This window comes from Bacteroides sp. D1, from assembly GCF_000157095.2.
Lineage (GTDB): Bacteria > Bacteroidota > Bacteroidia > Bacteroidales > Bacteroidaceae > Bacteroides > Bacteroides xylanisolvens.
Genome location: NZ_JH114346.1, coordinates 68,944 through 84,984, shown reverse-complemented (window position 1 = coordinate 84,984; position 16,041 = coordinate 68,944). Strand labels below are relative to the sequence as shown.

The 16,041-nt window shown below is 41.4% G+C and carries 15 protein-coding genes; 4 read left to right on the top strand and 11 right to left on the bottom strand.

The window, feature by feature from the left end; genetic code table 11:
• Positions 1-8 precede the first annotated feature (8 nt).
• Entirely contained in the window at positions 9-617 is a 609-nt protein-coding gene (locus tag BSAG_RS06225; RefSeq protein WP_004312534.1) for a TetR/AcrR family transcriptional regulator, read from the top strand.
• A 319-nt stretch (positions 618-936) separates the two neighbouring features.
• Here the strand turns inward: BSAG_RS06225 and ccsA are convergent, their stop codons facing one another.
• The 11 genes from ccsA to BSAG_RS06275 form a co-directional block, all read right to left on the bottom strand.
• Positions 937-3,042: a cytochrome c biogenesis protein CcsA gene (ccsA, locus tag BSAG_RS06230; protein WP_004312533.1), complete on the bottom strand. Its 2,106-nt coding sequence runs from the start codon at positions 3,040-3,042 to the stop codon at positions 937-939.
• 15 nt (positions 3,043-3,057) lie between these two features.
• The gene (locus BSAG_RS06235; protein WP_004312532.1) at positions 3,058-4,212 is read right to left on the bottom strand and encodes a Rid family hydrolase; all 1,155 of its coding nucleotides are present in this window, start codon (positions 4,210-4,212) and stop codon (positions 3,058-3,060) included.
• A 21-nt stretch (positions 4,213-4,233) separates the two neighbouring features.
• Positions 4,234-4,941 carry a hypothetical protein gene (locus tag BSAG_RS06240; protein ID WP_004312531.1) on the bottom strand — a complete coding sequence of 236 codons (708 nt, stop codon included), beginning with the start codon at positions 4,939-4,941 and terminating at the stop codon, positions 4,234-4,236.
• A 23-nt stretch (positions 4,942-4,964) separates the two neighbouring features.
• Positions 4,965-6,161: a porin gene (locus tag BSAG_RS0223375; protein ID WP_008770614.1), complete on the bottom strand. Its 1,197-nt coding sequence runs from the start codon at positions 6,159-6,161 to the stop codon at positions 4,965-4,967.
• 55 nt (positions 6,162-6,216) lie between these two features.
• On the bottom strand, positions 6,217-7,683 hold the full coding sequence (locus BSAG_RS06245) for a di-heme oxidoredictase family protein (protein ID WP_004312529.1): 1,467 nt from the start codon (positions 7,681-7,683) through the stop codon (positions 6,217-6,219).
• Between the two features lie 12 nt (positions 7,684-7,695).
• Entirely contained in the window at positions 7,696-8,871 is a 1,176-nt protein-coding gene (locus tag BSAG_RS06250) for an imelysin family protein (RefSeq protein WP_004312528.1), read from the bottom strand.
• A gap of 24 nt (positions 8,872-8,895) precedes the next feature.
• Positions 8,896-10,197 (bottom strand): porin, encoded by a 1,302-nt coding sequence (locus BSAG_RS06255; RefSeq protein ID WP_004312527.1) that lies wholly within the window; start codon positions 10,195-10,197, stop codon positions 8,896-8,898.
• Positions 10,198-10,426: 229 nt separating this feature from the next.
• On the bottom strand, positions 10,427-11,449 hold the full coding sequence (locus BSAG_RS06260) for a TQO small subunit DoxD (RefSeq protein ID WP_004312526.1): 1,023 nt from the start codon (positions 11,447-11,449) through the stop codon (positions 10,427-10,429).
• Positions 11,450-11,603: 154 nt separating this feature from the next.
• The gene (locus BSAG_RS06265; protein ID WP_004312525.1) at positions 11,604-11,966 is read right to left on the bottom strand and encodes a DUF2023 family protein; all 363 of its coding nucleotides are present in this window, start codon (positions 11,964-11,966) and stop codon (positions 11,604-11,606) included.
• Positions 11,967-11,999: 33 nt separating this feature from the next.
• Positions 12,000-12,506, bottom strand: coding sequence for a flavodoxin FldA (fldA, locus tag BSAG_RS06270; protein WP_008022890.1), 507 nt, complete (start codon positions 12,504-12,506; stop codon positions 12,000-12,002).
• Positions 12,507-12,640: 134 nt separating this feature from the next.
• Entirely contained in the window at positions 12,641-13,816 is a 1,176-nt protein-coding gene (locus BSAG_RS06275) for a phosphoribosylaminoimidazolecarboxamide formyltransferase (protein WP_004312523.1), read from the bottom strand.
• Between the two features lie 209 nt (positions 13,817-14,025).
• Here BSAG_RS06275 and BSAG_RS06280 point away from each other — a divergent pair, with 209 nt between their 5' ends.
• From BSAG_RS06280 to BSAG_RS25750, 3 genes are all read left to right on the top strand, one after another.
• The gene (locus BSAG_RS06280; RefSeq protein WP_004312522.1) at positions 14,026-14,730 is read left to right on the top strand and encodes a hemerythrin domain-containing protein; all 705 of its coding nucleotides are present in this window, start codon (positions 14,026-14,028) and stop codon (positions 14,728-14,730) included.
• The gene (locus BSAG_RS06285) at positions 14,720-15,331 is read left to right on the top strand and encodes a helix-turn-helix transcriptional regulator (RefSeq protein ID WP_004312521.1); all 612 of its coding nucleotides are present in this window, start codon (positions 14,720-14,722) and stop codon (positions 15,329-15,331) included. Before BSAG_RS06280 ends, BSAG_RS06285 begins: the two co-directional genes overlap by 11 nt.
• A 474-nt stretch (positions 15,332-15,805) precedes the next feature.
• Positions 15,806-16,041 (top strand): hypothetical protein (locus tag BSAG_RS25750; RefSeq protein ID WP_008997677.1); only part of this gene is annotated, 236 nt, incomplete at its 3' end.

Below are 16,041 nucleotides of genomic sequence, written 5' to 3'. Positions count from 1 at the left end.
GTGATACTATGCAGTTTTTGAAGGGAGATATACAAGAGCGAATCTTGAAGGTAGCCGAAGAAGTGTTTCTGGAAAAGGGATACAAGGATGCCTCTATGCGTGAAATAGCTTCGAGGGCAGGGGTGACGGTGAGTAATATCTATCATTATTTCACCAATAAAGATGAGATATTCCGTACGATTCTGAAACCGGTATTGAATGATCTGTATGCTATGATTTATAATCATGATGCCGATCAGATGACAATCGATGTCTTTATGGATTCGGATTACCAGAAAACATCTGTACGGGAATATATCAGATTAGTCTCTGAACATCGTGACCGTTTACGGCTGCTGCTTTTTCAGGCACAAGGTTCTGTTTTGGAGAACTTCCGTTCCGAATATACGGATTTGATGACGCGTACGATTTCTGTCTTTTTTCAAGGAATGAAACAGAAATATCCGCATATCAATATAGCAATAACCAATTTTTTCATTCACTTGAATACGGTATGGTTGTTTGCCTTACTCGAAGAGTTGGTGTTGCATCCTGTGAAGAAGGAGGAGATGGAGAAATTTATAGCGGAGTATATCGTTTTCGAAACGGCTGGTTGGAAAGAGCTCATGAATGCATGAGCTCTCTTACTTTATTCTCTTACTGATATAAAAAAACGTCCGGCTTTCACAAGCCGGACGTCCTTGCCTCTTTTAGAATATGTCATCTATTCATATTCCAAAATGAATACATTATATGGTTTTTTCTAACTTAACAACCAAATAAAAGAAATGCGGGTGAATCACTTCGGCCGATTTCTATGTATTTTTAATGTGGCTACGTAATATAATTATGACTAATTAATTTAATTCTGATACTGCAAAGATAGGGGCTTTCCGCTTTTCCCGCAATCCCCTAAAATGGGTATTCTTCTATCGGTTACTAGCTATATATAGTGGTTTAGGAATTTGCATAACTATGCATCCCCCCAAGAACATAATTTACTCCGAAATAGGTCATTAAGACAGTCAGGAAAGCAAGAATCATATAGATATGGAAGAATAGTGGTTTGCGGAAAATGCGCAGGCTTTGTGAATGGAATGCTACTCCATATACCAGGAAAGTGATCAGCGCCCATACTTCTTTCGGGTCCCACGCCCAGTATCTTCCCCAGGAAACGTTTGCCCAAACTGCTCCCAGAAAGATGCCTGCCCCTAAAAAGAACGTAGCAGGGTAGAGTAGCAAACGGCTGACTAGCGTCAACTGTTCTATCCGGTTGTCTTGTACAGCGTCGTTTCCGGAGACATTGTTTTCCGATTCTTTTTTTCGGAGGCATAATGCCAGTATTCCGTTTAGCATGATGAATGCCAATAGGGCATAAGACATCATAATCAATGAAACATGAATACTTAGCCACGGAGAGACGAGCACCGGCATTAATGGGGTGATCTGGGGATTCATCTGTCCCAGATAAGAGACTAACAACGCAAAGCCGGAGAGCAAGAATCCGAATGGAAGTATAAATGAGAATCTTCGATGGAGCAGACAGGCTATCAAGAGGATGCAGAGTGCCATGAACTGCATTGTCTCATAACCGTTGCTAAGAGGAACACGTCCGCCAATATACCAGCGCAGGCAATATCCTGCTAAATGGAATATGAAAGCAAGATAGAGTGCAACAGAAAAGATCGTTCCTGCTGTGCGGGAAATCGTTTTGGCTTTGGGCGAGGGTGTATTTCTTTGCAGGCTGTTATGAAGTAGAAGCATGAAAGACAACACTCCCAATGACAGATTTATCATAAAAAGAATCTTGCTGAACGGAATCCGGTTGTAGAGTAATTCGGCTTTCACTTCCAGTTCGGAGAGAGGTTGCACGCTACCATCAGTGGGTAATGGCTGGATGAATGTTCCTTTTTCCACCATCAGGATCAGTCCCACTTTTTCATCCGTTTCCTGGATGGCTTTGGCGAGTTTGCTACTTTTTCCCTGTTCTTGTTGCCAGGTTTTCTGAAGACGGTAGACTGGACCGTCAAATAAATCGGTCAAGCGTGCGTAAGAAGATTCCAAACCGAGTAAATGATGCAGTTCGGGACTTTTGATGTATATCATAGGTTCATTCTTCCATGAATCCGGGTAAAGAATCCAACCGCTTATAACTTGCTCGGGAGTCAATCCTTTATAGTAGATTTTTCCTGTCAGTTTTTTGACGAAGTCTCTTGCCAGTGTATTGAATGGTACTACCCGGTCATGGTAAATAACCTGTTGTTGTGCCAAGCTGTCTGCTTGTATTTTGTTTAATACACGAAGAGGTGTTTGCTGTGCCTGCATTGTTCCTGTCAGGTAGAAAAGGAATAAGATAAATAATCCTCCTTTTTTCAATAGGGGATGATTTAGTAACTTACGAAACTCTCCCTGACGGCAAAATAGTAGTAAAATCATAGAGATGCCCAGTAGAATGTAGCCGCTATAGGTCACTCTTGTACCCCATGGATCATAATTTACTGTCAGCCAACTTCCTTGACCGTCTTCGTCAAATGAGGACTGATAAAATCGGAAGCCTTGTGTAGTAAAGATACGGTTCATTGAGATACATTCGTTGTGCACGGAATCTTTCTGACCGGGAAGTGAATAGCTGATATGACTGACATAATCGGCGGGAGCTTTTGTCCCCGGATAATACTCTACCCGGAAACTATCTAGCTTCATCGTGAATGGCAGATGAATGTTCTTGTCGCCCTGTGGCGAATGAAAGCTGCTTTTTACTGTATCCGGACGTAAATGCATATATCCTTGTTCGCCATAGATAAATGTAATCATGGCCCCCACCAAGATAACGAGGAGGGAGCCATGAAACAGCAAAACGGGAAGTCGCCGCCATAAGGAACGTCGGATGAGGGCAACAACCCCTATTGCAGCAATAACTCCCCACAAACAACAAAACCAGATTGTGTGATATATATTTCTTTCTACAAACTCTGTCCCGTATGCTTGCTCTATGAAAGTGGCTGCGGCAAGTAATCCTATCAGACAGATGTATAAAATGATAAGTAATCTTTTCAACGGCATATCTTTTTAATGATATTAATAGGGAGCGTATTCCTTATTTTCACAGGTTTTTACTCCCATACATTCCATCTCGATCAACCATCCCGGGCGGCATACCGGCGCATGTACAAATACCTTAGGGGTACAAGGAAAACGTTTGTCGTACATTTCTTTGACGATGGTATAATCTGCTATGTCACGCAGATACACGATCATTTGTCCCATATCATCAAATGTACATTCTGCTTCTTTCAGTAAAGCCTTTACATTTTCCCACATCCGCTCTGTCTGTTTACGGATCTCTCCCGGATATACCACCTCGCCTTTATTATTAATACTTGCTGTTCCGGAGATGAATACTTGGCGCCGGTCTCCATAATCTACATACGTGCCACGTTCAAAACTGACACCATACTCATAGGTGGGATTCAAATGTGTTGGCGCATAAAGGAAATGAATTTGTTCGGGTTTGATTCCGCCAACGGCATACGTGTCCATTTGTACAAGTACTTTGGGGTCAGCATGGCGTCCGCCGATACCTGTGCTGGAGATATAGTGTGTCTTTTCCGTCAGGTTCTGGGTAACGAATACTTCGTTACGTGCCTTTACTACTCCGGCATAATTCACATCCACATTCTGTACGAAAAACCAGGTACGAATACAGTTGGCGGCTAGTTTGCAACCTTGTTCAATGAGCTGCATAACATAGTCGTTTAATAGTAGCCGGGTTTGGTATTCGGAGTTGGCTGCCCGATTGAAAGAGCTGCCACCCCAAAGGTGACGGTAGGGTCCATGCTTGACTTCGAAAAGACCATTATGCAGCATTTGTGTCTGTACTTTCGTCTGAAGGTAAATCCATACTGCTACTTTGGTTCCATTCAATGGTGGCTGTTCTACGATAGAAAGTGCGCAATCCGAGCTTTCAGCAGTAAGTGCCAACAAGGTATCTGCCTGATTGGAAGCGTCGCTCAAAAAGTATCGTTTGAAAATGGCGACGGTCCCTTGCAGTTCTTTTTCCCGTAATTGGTAGTATGTATCTATAATGGCGTTTAATTGTTCTTCATAAGTGGATTCCGGCTGGATTGCGTGAATCATTAAATGATACTCGGAAACACCGTCTGCCACTTCGTATTTAAATATTTCTGCTAAAGTCTTTTCTGATTTCAAGGGTTGTTGTTTTTTGCTGTTCATATCAAAAATTTCTGTTACAAGTTAATTGTTTTCGGCTCCTGCTTTGATCCATGTCCGAATCAAAGCGCGAACTTCACGTTGTTCAGCTCCATTGAATATATCGATGTGATTATCGTGCTCTAATACATCTAATAAATAACTGTTGTTTAAATCTCCAGGAGTGACATAATTCTTTCCTTTCGCAGAATGGGGAGCTTTTACATTAATCAGTGATTGATAGGCTTTGGCTGCCGTCAGATCCAAATCTCCGGCTGTTGTTGTACTTCCTCCATGACACATCACACATTTGGCATTGAAAACTTGCGTTTGGATGCGGCTGAATGAAGCCACTTCGATTGTTGTCTCTGGTAAAGTCAGCGATTCATCCGACGCATTTACGGGAAATGACTGATACGCATGCACCAAAGACATTCCGGACGTGATAACGGCTACGGCAATACTACGCGTGTTTCCGTTTAAGTTGTTTAATGTTACAGTTACAGCTTCTGCCTCGCTAGATGGTTCCAGAATGCGCTTAACCAATATGGGAGTAACTCCGTCCTCACCTAAGGAGATTAATGACATATTGTTTTTCTGCGGCCAAGCATCCAGATGGGTGAAATGAAGTGTTACAGTAGCCGTACGTCCACTGTCAATCGTGTCATCCGGATAGATTTTACCTTCATCACAAGCTGAACACAGGTTTAGGCAGGCACAGGTTATCAATAAATAGTTGAGTCTTTTATTCATAGACAGATTCCTCCTCCTATACATTAGAAAGTGAATTGTAACATAGCGGTAACGCTATGGCGTGATAGTCCCACTCCATCATTATCACGATCAGTCTGCGTGTCATGACCGGTTCTGCCCAGATATTGGTACATCATCTGAAGTTTTAAATTAGAACCGACAAAGTAGTAATTGGCTCCGATGGCAGGCATATTCAACAAACCGCCTTCGTCTGTCCCGTTGCGATCGAATATATCATAACGGAGAGCAGCCTGTAATTTAGGAGTTACAAAATAACCGGCCTGTGTATAAGCTCCCCAGTAATTCAGGTCTTTGTCTTTATGCATGATTTCTGTGAAATGCATATTCATGTAATAACCTTCGGCTGCAAAGTAGAAACGGTTCTTTACCATGGCAAACTCTGCACCTATACGCCAATCGCTGCTACTATGATCTTCGGCCTCGGCATTATAAGATGTAGATACACCGAATTGCATTTTATCTTCTTTCAGATTGTTCGGATTACCTTGTGTGGCTGGCATTTCACCTTTGGGCATATATACCAGGCGACCGGAGTAAAGCAGTTGGGGCAGCCATTTATGATCATCACACATTCCTTTGGTTGCCGAATTGACATCAATCCCTGTGCCATTGAAAATACCTAACTGATAATTCCATTTTCCGTTAATCAAACCATGTATCTGAACACCCAGGTCGAAGCCGGTAGCTATGCTCGGCTTCACAGCATTGATGTCATAGGGCATTAATACGCCACCTGCCACGGAACTGGGCAACACCGGAAATAATGTTTCCCCCAGTGTGGTCAGATAGGCATGCATAAACGGTGTTTTAAACTTCCCGACACGAATACGGAATGATTCTTTGAGCGCTACATCAAACCAGGCTTGTTGCAATAAGGCGGCACCGCTTTTTGCCGCATTCAGTGATAAATTGAATGTAACTTTCCCGAATGCCTTGCCTGTAAATCCGAGTATTGCGTTCGGAATAGCAAAACCACTGTTTGCCCAGTTACGTGCATAAAGGCTTTCCAAACCTTGATCGTCATATCGGTTGAAAGAGAGGCTGGTTTGAACTAAGGCATAGGGCTTGAATAAGAAATCACCGGCTTTGGTAGAAAAAGAAAAACCTTTCTTTCCTGCCAGCGAAACAACATCATTCTCTACATATTTATCATCGATTTCTTTTGCATTTGAATCTTGAGCATAAGAGTGGCTGCACAGAAATGCAGTGAGCGCGAGTGCTAGATATTTTTTTTCATTGTTGTTGCTGATTATATTATAAACTGTTCAAGAATGTTAGTAAGGCTGCGCGATCTTCTTTCGACATGCGGGAGAAAATGGAACGTGAAGCGGCTCCCTCGCCGTCATGCCACATGATGGCTTCTGTCAGGTTACGTGCCCGTCCGTCATGCAGGAAATAGGTATGTCCGTTGACAATTTCCTGCAGGCCGATTCCCCATAATGGAGTAGTACGCCATTCGCAACCGCGTGCCAGGCCGCTAGGGTAATCGTCAGCTAATCCTTGTCCCATGTCGTGTAATAAGAAGTCGGAGTAGGGATGAATGATCTGATTGCCCAGCCAGGGTAGTTGAGTTCCGTTCAGTAATACGCTGCCTCGCGGGCGGGTATGTAAAGTAACGGTATGGCATAAATGGCATTTTGCTTGATAGAACATTTGCTCTCCATGTTTGATGGTTTCGTCATCCACGTTGCGGCGTGCAGGAACTCCCAATGTCTGCATATATAAATCGACATCTTCCATGTCACGGGTCGAAATCTCTACACCTTGGTTGGCAAATCCCATCATTTGTGATTGTCCTTCGCCCACTTCATGTGGAAAACGGTCATTGGTTACCCCCAGATCCGAAGAGAATCCCAGTTCTACTGTTAAATCCTGATGGTTGGCTTTGTTGCCGGATATTCCAATGTCATATTTTCCTTTTTCCGTCACATAATTCAGGCGTCCGCTAATGCCGTATTCGGGATAGTTACTTTGAGCTGCCAACTGTTTCAATTCATCGTGGTTAAGTGCCATCATCTGACCCATGCCGACATGCCGCAAGGGGGCACGTACCGAAATAATCAGATCTTCGGGCTTTATTTCATAATCATACCAATCTGTTATTTCATAATGAGGAGTTATTAATTCATATTCTTCTCCATCGGGAAACTTGAACTTTTCGGTAGTAGTGGTTATCTTTATTTTGCCTTCGGCTTTTACGCCATAAATGGACTGGTCATGTAATACACGGCCATATTCGGGGAAATATCCTCCGGTTTTGCGTGTAATATAAACCAGCATAGATGAAAAGCCTGCACCGGAACCACCTGTGACCCATGCCGGAGTAGTACGTCCTGTGTTTCTATGGCAAGCTCCGCAGGAATAGCCTCCAAAAATAGGTCCTAATCCATTACCGCTGCCTGTACCTACTCCACGAGAATTGTCATACAAACCATCGCCACGATTGAAACGTGTTAATAATTCACCGGTGACCCAGTCTGCATTGGTGTCATAAGCGCCACTTACGGTAGAAAAAATAGTGGAAATACCGGCTGATAATTCCTCCGGTTTTGCTATTTCTCCGTTTGGCTTATAAATAATGCCGTCGAAAGCATCATGATCACAACCTTGCAGGAAGCCTATATTTATCGCAACAAAGAGGATTCTTCCCAATCGCCTTGGGAGTCCTCCTCGTAATGCTTTGATAACCGGCTTTCCTAAAAGAAAGAACTTAGTCATCATAATTAATATTGTTTATTCTCCTGCTAATTTTCCGCGGACTAAAGCCAGACCACTGCATAAAAATGCGCATTGGTTTTGAGCATTCTTAACTTCAGTAGTAGCGCCTAAATTGTTACGGAAGGGGTGAGGTATGTCATTGATTGCTGTGATTGTTTCCTGAATCTGCTTAACAACCATGTCGTTCAATGTCGGGTTCACTTTTTTCATGATAGAGCACAGACTTGCACTGGCAACAGTTCCGTCTAAACTACCATAGTAAGCATTACGGATGCTGTAAATGTTATCAGTATAATCATCTAAAGAGTTCCAGCTATACCAGGATTCTACGGCTAATACACCACCTTCTTTATCTCCGCTGTTCCACTTATCTACCGGATCTCCGATTTTCGTTGCACCTACTTCATTGGCAATTCCTTCTGCACCATTGTCAGAGTTTAGTATCATTGCAACAGATTGTTTGATATTGCTTATAGAGTAAGTTCCGTTAGGTGCTTTCATTGCATCTTTATAGGCACCGTTCTCCAGATTTTTACCTTCTGTCCAACCTTTTAACAAAAGCTCTGTGTCTTTTGACATACGTCCGACAACAGCCTTGAGGTATCCTATTTTATTAGCATCCAGGTCTGTGATTTTTTTTGCTTCACCATCCTCAAACAATAAATATTCGGCAGTATGGAAACCACGCAAGTTCTGTGGTGCATCGGCTGGTGCATCATCACCGTCGTCTACGTCTCCTCCGACAGCGTCTTCCCAATTTCCGGACTGTAGAATTGCATCAATACCTCCTTTATCCAAAGGCCAGCTATCCAGACTAGGATCGAGCTTATTCAAATCTGCCGGACCATATAGAAAAGCTTCACTTTTTTCCCAGGGTTTACGTGCTGCAACCCAAGCGTCTGCTGCATTGGCTACATCATTATCACTGGAGGACGTTGATAACTTTTGTACTGCCGTGTTTAATGCGGTTACTTTATTGTACATATCTTGATAAGTAGGAATCACTACATCATCTACATACGTTGCAACCGCAGCCTTTAATTCATCATCTGTTGCAGTGCCACTGTCCGGGGTATTAAAACCCGCAAATGGGTTGGGTGAAACATCTTCTTTTTTAGAATCTTCACTACAAGAGGTCATCGCCATACATACTCCCATTGCCATTATAGGCAGAAATTTCCATGTTTTCATTTTCATTGCTATTAAAAATTATATTTATTTTTTGATAAACCAACCAATATAGGCTATGCCTACAGAGACTAAGTTTTCGTCATTATATTTTCCACCTCCTATGGAGCGGTGGGTGTAGTCTGCTTTAATTACTAGATTGGGTAGAGCGTAGTAATTCAATCCAGCTGTTACGGCTGATACCTGAAAACGTTTGTCGGCCAACAAACCTGTGTTAGCTTCTGTCTTTTCCATCGGATTGTAATATTCATAACGAATAAAAGGATAGATACGGGGAGCTTTAGAATGGAAGAAAGAACCTATATTATATCCTGCTTCACCCCCGTAGCTGACTGCATTTTGTGCTACTGTTGTGTTAGGGTAACCGGAAGCTGCTGAAGAACTGTTGTTGATTGTGGTTAAAGCTCCGCTCGCTCCTAGGTTTCCATAAACGGCATTTCCGCGTACAATCAGGTTGTTATTAAAGCCTTTGTATTGCAAATCACCGGTTACAATGGTTACCGGAAATTTATAACCTGTATTTCTCCAAGGCTTAGTTCCGTTCTTTGCTGTCTGGTTATAATAGAAAGAAGCACCTACTCTTAATCCTTTTACCCCATGGTAGTTTACGCGGGCTACAAAAGCCGGACTGGTGAAATTGTTGACTTCGAATGCTCCTTGTCTGCCGTTTTTTATCCAGTCTTCGCTGCGGAATCCTTGTGGATCAAGCCCATTGACTAATTGAAGTTCATAATCAAACCGTCCAATTTCACCGAATACGGCGATACCTGTTTCATGCCAGGTGGAAGGCAATATCGTTGTTTCACCTTCCGGGCGGTAAACTCCAAAGAAATTAATAGGCTCATGATGGTTGTTGGTCAATCCTACCGGTACAATCATGTGTCCGAAACGCAGATTGATGTGCTTATTAATGAGACGGGTGATATGAAATTGTTCCAAAGCTACTTCACCGCCTTTTTCAATCTCTGTTTCATATTCGCCGTTCTCTTCAAACCATTCAATTTCGCGAGCAGATCCCGTACCTCCGTATTCAAATTCGATTTCGGTACTCAATACCCATTTGGAGGAGAATTTATAATCAAAGGCTAATACAAAACGTGGAATGGAAATCTCTCCACGATTAAGTTTACCGGAACCATTGGGAGTAAAACGATTGAAATTATAATCTTTATAGCTCGCCGCCATTTCTCCATACCCTCCGAAACGGAATTTAGTATATTCTTCTGTGGAAGAAGTTTTACGGTTTTTAGACTTTTCTTTAGTTTCCTGTGCCGGAAGTGTGAGAGAATGTAGGAAACAAAGAATAATGATTGCAGTTATTTTTCTCATTTTTTTAATAATTTTATCGGCTGCAAAGTTATATGAGGTTAAAAGATATGGCAATACCCAATACTAGGCATAGTAATTTCTAAAATTCAGTATATGTAGGTAATTTTGAGTGCTTGAGAAGATAAAACCTGTTATTTTGGTAAAATAAAAGAATAAAGGTGTATGCCAGCCGAATAAATTTTGCTGATATACACCTTTGTCTATGATCCGTTTGTAGAGTAGGCCGGATTTACTCGATTGTGATGTTTTTATTCCAAGTAATTCCACTAATGTCGGTCAATATTAATTCATACTGGCCTTCGGGAAGATTTTGCAAACTGTTATCTCTAATTGCCAAAGTAGCTTTGCTGCCCAATGGGATGATAAGGCTATGTTTACCAGGGACTACCTTAGCTATATAATCATTCTTTATATTAGTGAGAGGGAATAATGCAAGGTCTTCTCCATTCTTTTGAAGTATCACTTTTCCACTTGTGTCTTTAAGAGTAATGCCAATAAGAAATGAGCCGTATACATCGGCACCCTCAACACGATATACTTTAAAAGACAGGGCTCCGTTATTGACATTTGCATCTGATATCTCAATTTTGGGTTTTACTGATTTGTTATGTAGTGGTCCCCATACGCCATTATGAAAAACCTGGTTGGTATATAGGGTGAGTATGAACAATATGGCTGCACCGCCGATTGCTACTTTACTGAATCGCTTGATAGACAATGGAAGTTCGCCGGAAGTAACCCATACCAGCCATTTATTTTTGGATAGTTGGGGCTGTAGCAGATAATCCAAAGAGTATTTTCCGCCGCCGGACAGGAAAATGGTGAATCCTGCGGATACGCCTAAAATACCTATTTGCCATTCATCAAGACAGGTTGTTCCTAACCAGCCGGAACCTAACAGAATGCCGAATGCAAGACTGAATACGCCGATACTCATTAATCTGGTAAAGAAACCAAGCATATAGAGTAATCCGACAACACCTTCAATGATAGTAAAGATAACCATCGCCCACCAAAGTAAATCGGGGGTGCTGACGAGATATTCGATGATGGGTTTGATTCCTATGGAATTAGGTAGGAAATGATTGAACTTCTCTCCAATGTATCCGGTAGAATCCGGGATAAGTTTGTTTTCGAGGACGAGTCTCCGCCAAAAGGCTGAAAAATAAGTCCAACCAACAATAAGTCGTAATGAAAGGGTGAAAATACCGGCCAGTGTATAGGCGGTAAGTTGTTCTTGTTGCTGCTTCATTGCAATGTTTGATTTTGTTATAATTGAGTGAATCGTTTCTTATACAACAAGTTTCCATTGGAAAATGTTTTAATGGATACCTATTTTTAAAGAAACGATTCCACTCAAGACAAACTACATACAAACAAAGCTAAACTTATGCTAAGGTTATCGCTTAAACTGCCATCTTTATACCTTCTTTTTTACTGCAATATCGTTTGCATTGCTGGCATAGGTCATATCCCAGCATGGCTCCTAAAATAAAATCTTCTTCGGCAGTCAGTTGATTTAAAGGATGGATGATGATGTGCCGCATGGCTTCCATACATTCTGCCTTTCCAAAAAACAGGTTGATTTTATTGGTACCTACTTCCTGTATCATATAACTGATCTTTTGATTTTTCAATCGGCGGATGGCAAATTCTTCGTGCTCTTTACTCATTGTGTAAAGTACCATGTTGCGTACGCCTTTCTTAAACTCATAAATATGATTAAGAAAAATTCGGATTTCGCCGGGGATGATTCTTTCAGTTGCCATGATGCAAAGTATTCTTTTTATGTTAAGGTAAAATTAGCTAATTTCTTGTTTCACTTGTTCAGCCCATGCGTTGATACGTTCGTCTGTTTTGCTATCTTCGTTGACTTCGTCAAGCGGAAGACCTACAAACTTACCGTCTACGACAGCAATAGAAGAATCGAAGGTATAGCCTGCGGTGTCTGTTGCTCCACAGAATTTACAATGGGTATCTTTCAAGTCTTCATAAAGAATGCCTATTGCGTCACAGAAGGTGTCGCTATACGAGTCAGAATCGCCACAACCGAACAGGGCTACAGACTTATGAGATAAATCACATTTCTTTAAAACTTTTACTCCATCGTACCAGTCGTCCTGAAGTTCGCCTGCTCCCCAAGTGGAAGAGCCGAGCACCAATACGTCATATTCATTGACTAATGCCTCTGTTAGCTTGGATACATCAAATACATCTGCCGATGGTACATCTAATTTCTCTGCAATTCGACGGGCAAGGTCTTCTGTTGTTCCGGTTGTGGAACCATAAAATACACCAATTTTATTCATCTTTGATTCGTTTTTAAATGTAACGCTGCAAAGATAGAGGGGCTTGAAGAAATAGGAAATCCCCATTTATAATGGAAGATTTGTCTCATTCTCATTATAAATGGGGATATATGGAATAAAAATAGTCGATATTGTTAATGGTGGAATAGGCGGATGCCTGTAAATGCCATTGCCATATTATATTTGTCGCAAGTTCCAATCACATGGTCATCACGTACGGAACCACCCGGTTGTGCAATGTAGCTGACACCGCTTTTATGCGCGCGTTCTATATTATCTCCGAATGGGAAGAAAGCGTCCGATCCTAAAGCTACACCTGTCATCGTATTCAGCCATGCCCGTTTTTCTTCACGTGTCAGCACTTCCGGCTTTTCTGTGAAGAACTGCTGCCAAACGCCGTCTGCCAATACATCGTCATAATCCTCCGAGATGTAAACGTCGATAGTGTTGTCACGATCTGCACGACGGATTTTTTCAATCCATGGCAAGTTCATCACTTTCGGATGTTGGCGTAAATACCAGATATCTGCTTTATTTCCTGCCAGACGCGTACAGTGGATGCGTGACTGTTGGCCTGCGCCAATACCGATTGCCTGCCCGTCTTTGGCATAACACACCGAATTGGATTGCGTATATTTTAAAGTGATTAAGGCAATGATTAAGTCGCGTTTCGCATCAGCCGGAATTTCCTTATTCTGCGTAGGCATCTCTTTCAAAAGACTCTCATCGATCTTTAATTCGTTTCTTCCCTGTTCGAAAGTCACTCCGAATACATCTTTGTGTTCGATAGGAGCCGGGCGGTATGCAGGATCTATCTTTATTACATTATAGGTTCCTTTTCTTTTATTCTTCAGAATCTCCAGTGCTTCGGGAGTATAGTCAGGAGCAATGACGCCGTCGGATACTTCACGGTTGATGATGCGTGCTGTTTCTTCATCACAGGTGTCGGACAATGCGATAAAGTCTCCGTAAGATGACATACGGTCTGCGCCACGTGCGCGGGCGTATGCTGTAGCTAATGGAGACAGTTTCATGTCGTCCACAAAATAAATCTTTTTCAGCGTGTCGCTCATTTCTACCGCAACAGCAGCACCTGCAGGGCTGACATGTTTAAAAGAAGCGGCAGCCGGCAGTCCGGTAGCCTCTTTCAGTTCTTTCACTAATTGCCAACTGTTGAACGCATCCAACAAATTGATATAACCGGGACGTCCGTTCAATACTTCGATGGGGAGTTCTCCTTCTTTCATGAAGATACGGGCAGGCTTTTGATTGGGGTTGCAGCCGTATTTCAGCTCGAGTTCGTTTGCCATTTTATTAAATATAAAATTATGAGTTACTAATTACAAATAGATAGCGACAAAATTACTAAAAAAAGACTAGCTTGCCTAAAGTTGTGCCACAAAATAGTAGCGTATAATTAGTATTTGCCAATAAATGATGATTTAAAATACCTATAAATGATGATTGCATTTCAGCAAAATATTCCGTTTCTTTGTACTCTCTAATATACATAGGTATGATGGATAATTTACAGAAATACAAGCCGACTGATAAGATGATCGATCTCATCAGCGATAATTATTCTTTGTTGCAAGTGATGAGTCGTTTTGGGCTTTCATTGGGGTTTGGTGACAAAACAGTCAAAGAAGTTTGTGAACTAAATGGAGTGGACTGTCGGACTTTTCTGATTGTAGTCAACTTTATGGCTGAAGGCTTTTCCCGGCTCGATGGGGATAAAGATGATATTTCCATACCTGCATTGATTGATTATCTGCGGCAGGCACATATTTATTTTCTTGATTTTTCTCTTCCGGCTATTCGTCGTAAATTGATCGAGGCAATTGATTGTTCGCAGGACGATGTAGCTTTTCTTATTCTCAAGTTTTTTGATGAATATACACGAGAAGTGCGTAAGCACATGGATTATGAAGAGAAAACCGTCTTTAAGTATGTCGATTCATTGATTAAGGGAAATGCTCCCAAAAACTATCAGATCAGTACCTTTTCCAAACATCACGATCAGGTAGGGGAGAAGTTGACAGAACTAAAAAATATCATTATAAAATATTGCCCTGCCAAAGCAAATGAGAATCTTCTGAACGCGGCTCTTTTCGACATATATGCTTGTGAAGCCGGACTGGAATCTCATTGCAAGGTTGAGGACTATATTTTTGTTCCTGCTATTCTGAATTTGGAAAGGAGGATTAGGGAAAATGAAAAATAACGAAGTTGTTCGAATAGCTATTGCAGAGACCTCTGTAATTATTCGTGGTGGGTTGACTGCTGCATTGAAGCGTCTTTCTAACGTAAAAGTGCAACCAATAGAATTGTTGTCTGTTGAAGCTTTGCACGATTGCGTCCGGACGCAATGTCCCGAGATGTTGATTGTCAATCCTGCTTTTGGTGATTACTTTGATGTAGCTAAGTTTCGAGAAGAAATATCTGGTAAAAGGATACGTTTAATAGCGTTGGTTACTTCTTTTGTAGATGCTTCATTATTGGGTAAGTATGATGAGTCTATTTCAATATTCGATGATTTGGAAACTCTTTCTAAGAAAATTGCGGGTTTGCTGAATGTGGTTTCTGAAGAAGAAGGGATGGATAATCAGGATACGCTTAGCCAGCGGGAAAAGGAAATCGTTATCTGTGTGGTGAAGGGAATGACAAATAAGGAAATAGCGGAAAAGCTTTTTTTGTCGATTCATACGGTGATTACACACCGGAGAAATATTAGCAAAAAATTGCAAATACATAGTGCTGCCGGTTTGACTATCTATGCTATTGTAAATAAGCTGGTTGCATTGAGCGATGTGAAAGACTTATAGCCTGCGGAAGTGTTATAAAATATAAAACCGTTTGCGCACACGAAAAATATTCGTACCTTTGCAAAGCAGTTGAGAAATTGCTGTTAGTTTATAAGGTAAAAGAAAATATTAAATAGAGGTATTAGATTAGACAGTTTAAGGTATTAAAAGTTTTTTAGTTTAGTTCAATAGGATAAGTTTTTAATAGAAGGTAAAAGGATAACAATAGGTAAGACGTTTTTAGGTAAAAAGAAGATTAGTTTTCAGGAAATTTGAGGTACTATGGAAAAGCCTTTAGGCTTTTCTGATGCGGTGGCGAGTGGTTCTATAAAAAGAATTAGCTCGTTTTTTTTATTTATATGGGATTTAAGTCTGTCGCATTGTTATGGGTTAAACAGAGAGTATTATTAGTATAGACTATATAGTAGGTTTAAGGGTCCATGCGGCTCAGTCTGAAACCTTGGGGGATTGCGTTAAAATTCTTATTTTTGCATCATGAAAACATCCTCTTCCCAAACGATTGATCCTGTTGCTTCTTTAAGCTTGTTCTTGCCTTCAGGAATCCTTGATTACTTTACCCTAGTCAATCATGTTTCTCAGGATACTTGCTTTATTCTTTATTTAGAGGAGAAAGCCACTATTCCTGCTGAGTACTCTGATCTCCATCTTCACTCAAAAGGTTTCCTCCCTGAGATTGAAGTTCAGGACTTCCCTATCCGTGGTAAAGTCCG

What these genes read in the sequence shown, in the direction of transcription:
- BSAG_RS06225 (WP_004312534.1), top strand. Translation starts at nt 9, where the DNA reads ATGCAGTTTTTGAAGGGAGATATACAAGAGCGAATCTTGAAGGTAGCC.
- ccsA (WP_004312533.1), bottom strand. Translation starts at nt 3,042, where the DNA reads ATGCCGTTGAAAAGATTACTTATCATTTTATACATCTGTCTGATAGGA.
- BSAG_RS06235 (WP_004312532.1), bottom strand. Translation starts at nt 4,212, where the DNA reads ATGAACAGCAAAAAACAACAACCCTTGAAATCAGAAAAGACTTTAGCA.
- BSAG_RS06240 (WP_004312531.1), bottom strand. Translation starts at nt 4,941, where the DNA reads ATGAATAAAAGACTCAACTATTTATTGATAACCTGTGCCTGCCTAAAC.
- BSAG_RS06245 (WP_004312529.1), bottom strand. Translation starts at nt 7,683, where the DNA reads ATGATGACTAAGTTCTTTCTTTTAGGAAAGCCGGTTATCAAAGCATTA.
- BSAG_RS06250 (WP_004312528.1), bottom strand. Translation starts at nt 8,871, where the DNA reads ATGAAAACATGGAAATTTCTGCCTATAATGGCAATGGGAGTATGTATG.
- BSAG_RS06255 (WP_004312527.1), bottom strand. Translation starts at nt 10,197, where the DNA reads ATGAGAAAAATAACTGCAATCATTATTCTTTGTTTCCTACATTCTCTC.
- BSAG_RS06260 (WP_004312526.1), bottom strand. Translation starts at nt 11,449, where the DNA reads ATGAAGCAGCAACAAGAACAACTTACCGCCTATACACTGGCCGGTATT.
- BSAG_RS06265 (WP_004312525.1), bottom strand. Translation starts at nt 11,966, where the DNA reads ATGGCAACTGAAAGAATCATCCCCGGCGAAATCCGAATTTTTCTTAAT.
- fldA (WP_008022890.1), bottom strand. Translation starts at nt 12,506, where the DNA reads ATGAATAAAATTGGTGTATTTTATGGTTCCACAACCGGAACAACAGAA.
- BSAG_RS06275 (WP_004312523.1), bottom strand. Translation starts at nt 13,816, where the DNA reads ATGGCAAACGAACTCGAGCTGAAATACGGCTGCAACCCCAATCAAAAG.
- BSAG_RS06280 (WP_004312522.1), top strand. Translation starts at nt 14,026, where the DNA reads ATGGATAATTTACAGAAATACAAGCCGACTGATAAGATGATCGATCTC.
- BSAG_RS06285 (WP_004312521.1), top strand. Translation starts at nt 14,720, where the DNA reads ATGAAAAATAACGAAGTTGTTCGAATAGCTATTGCAGAGACCTCTGTA.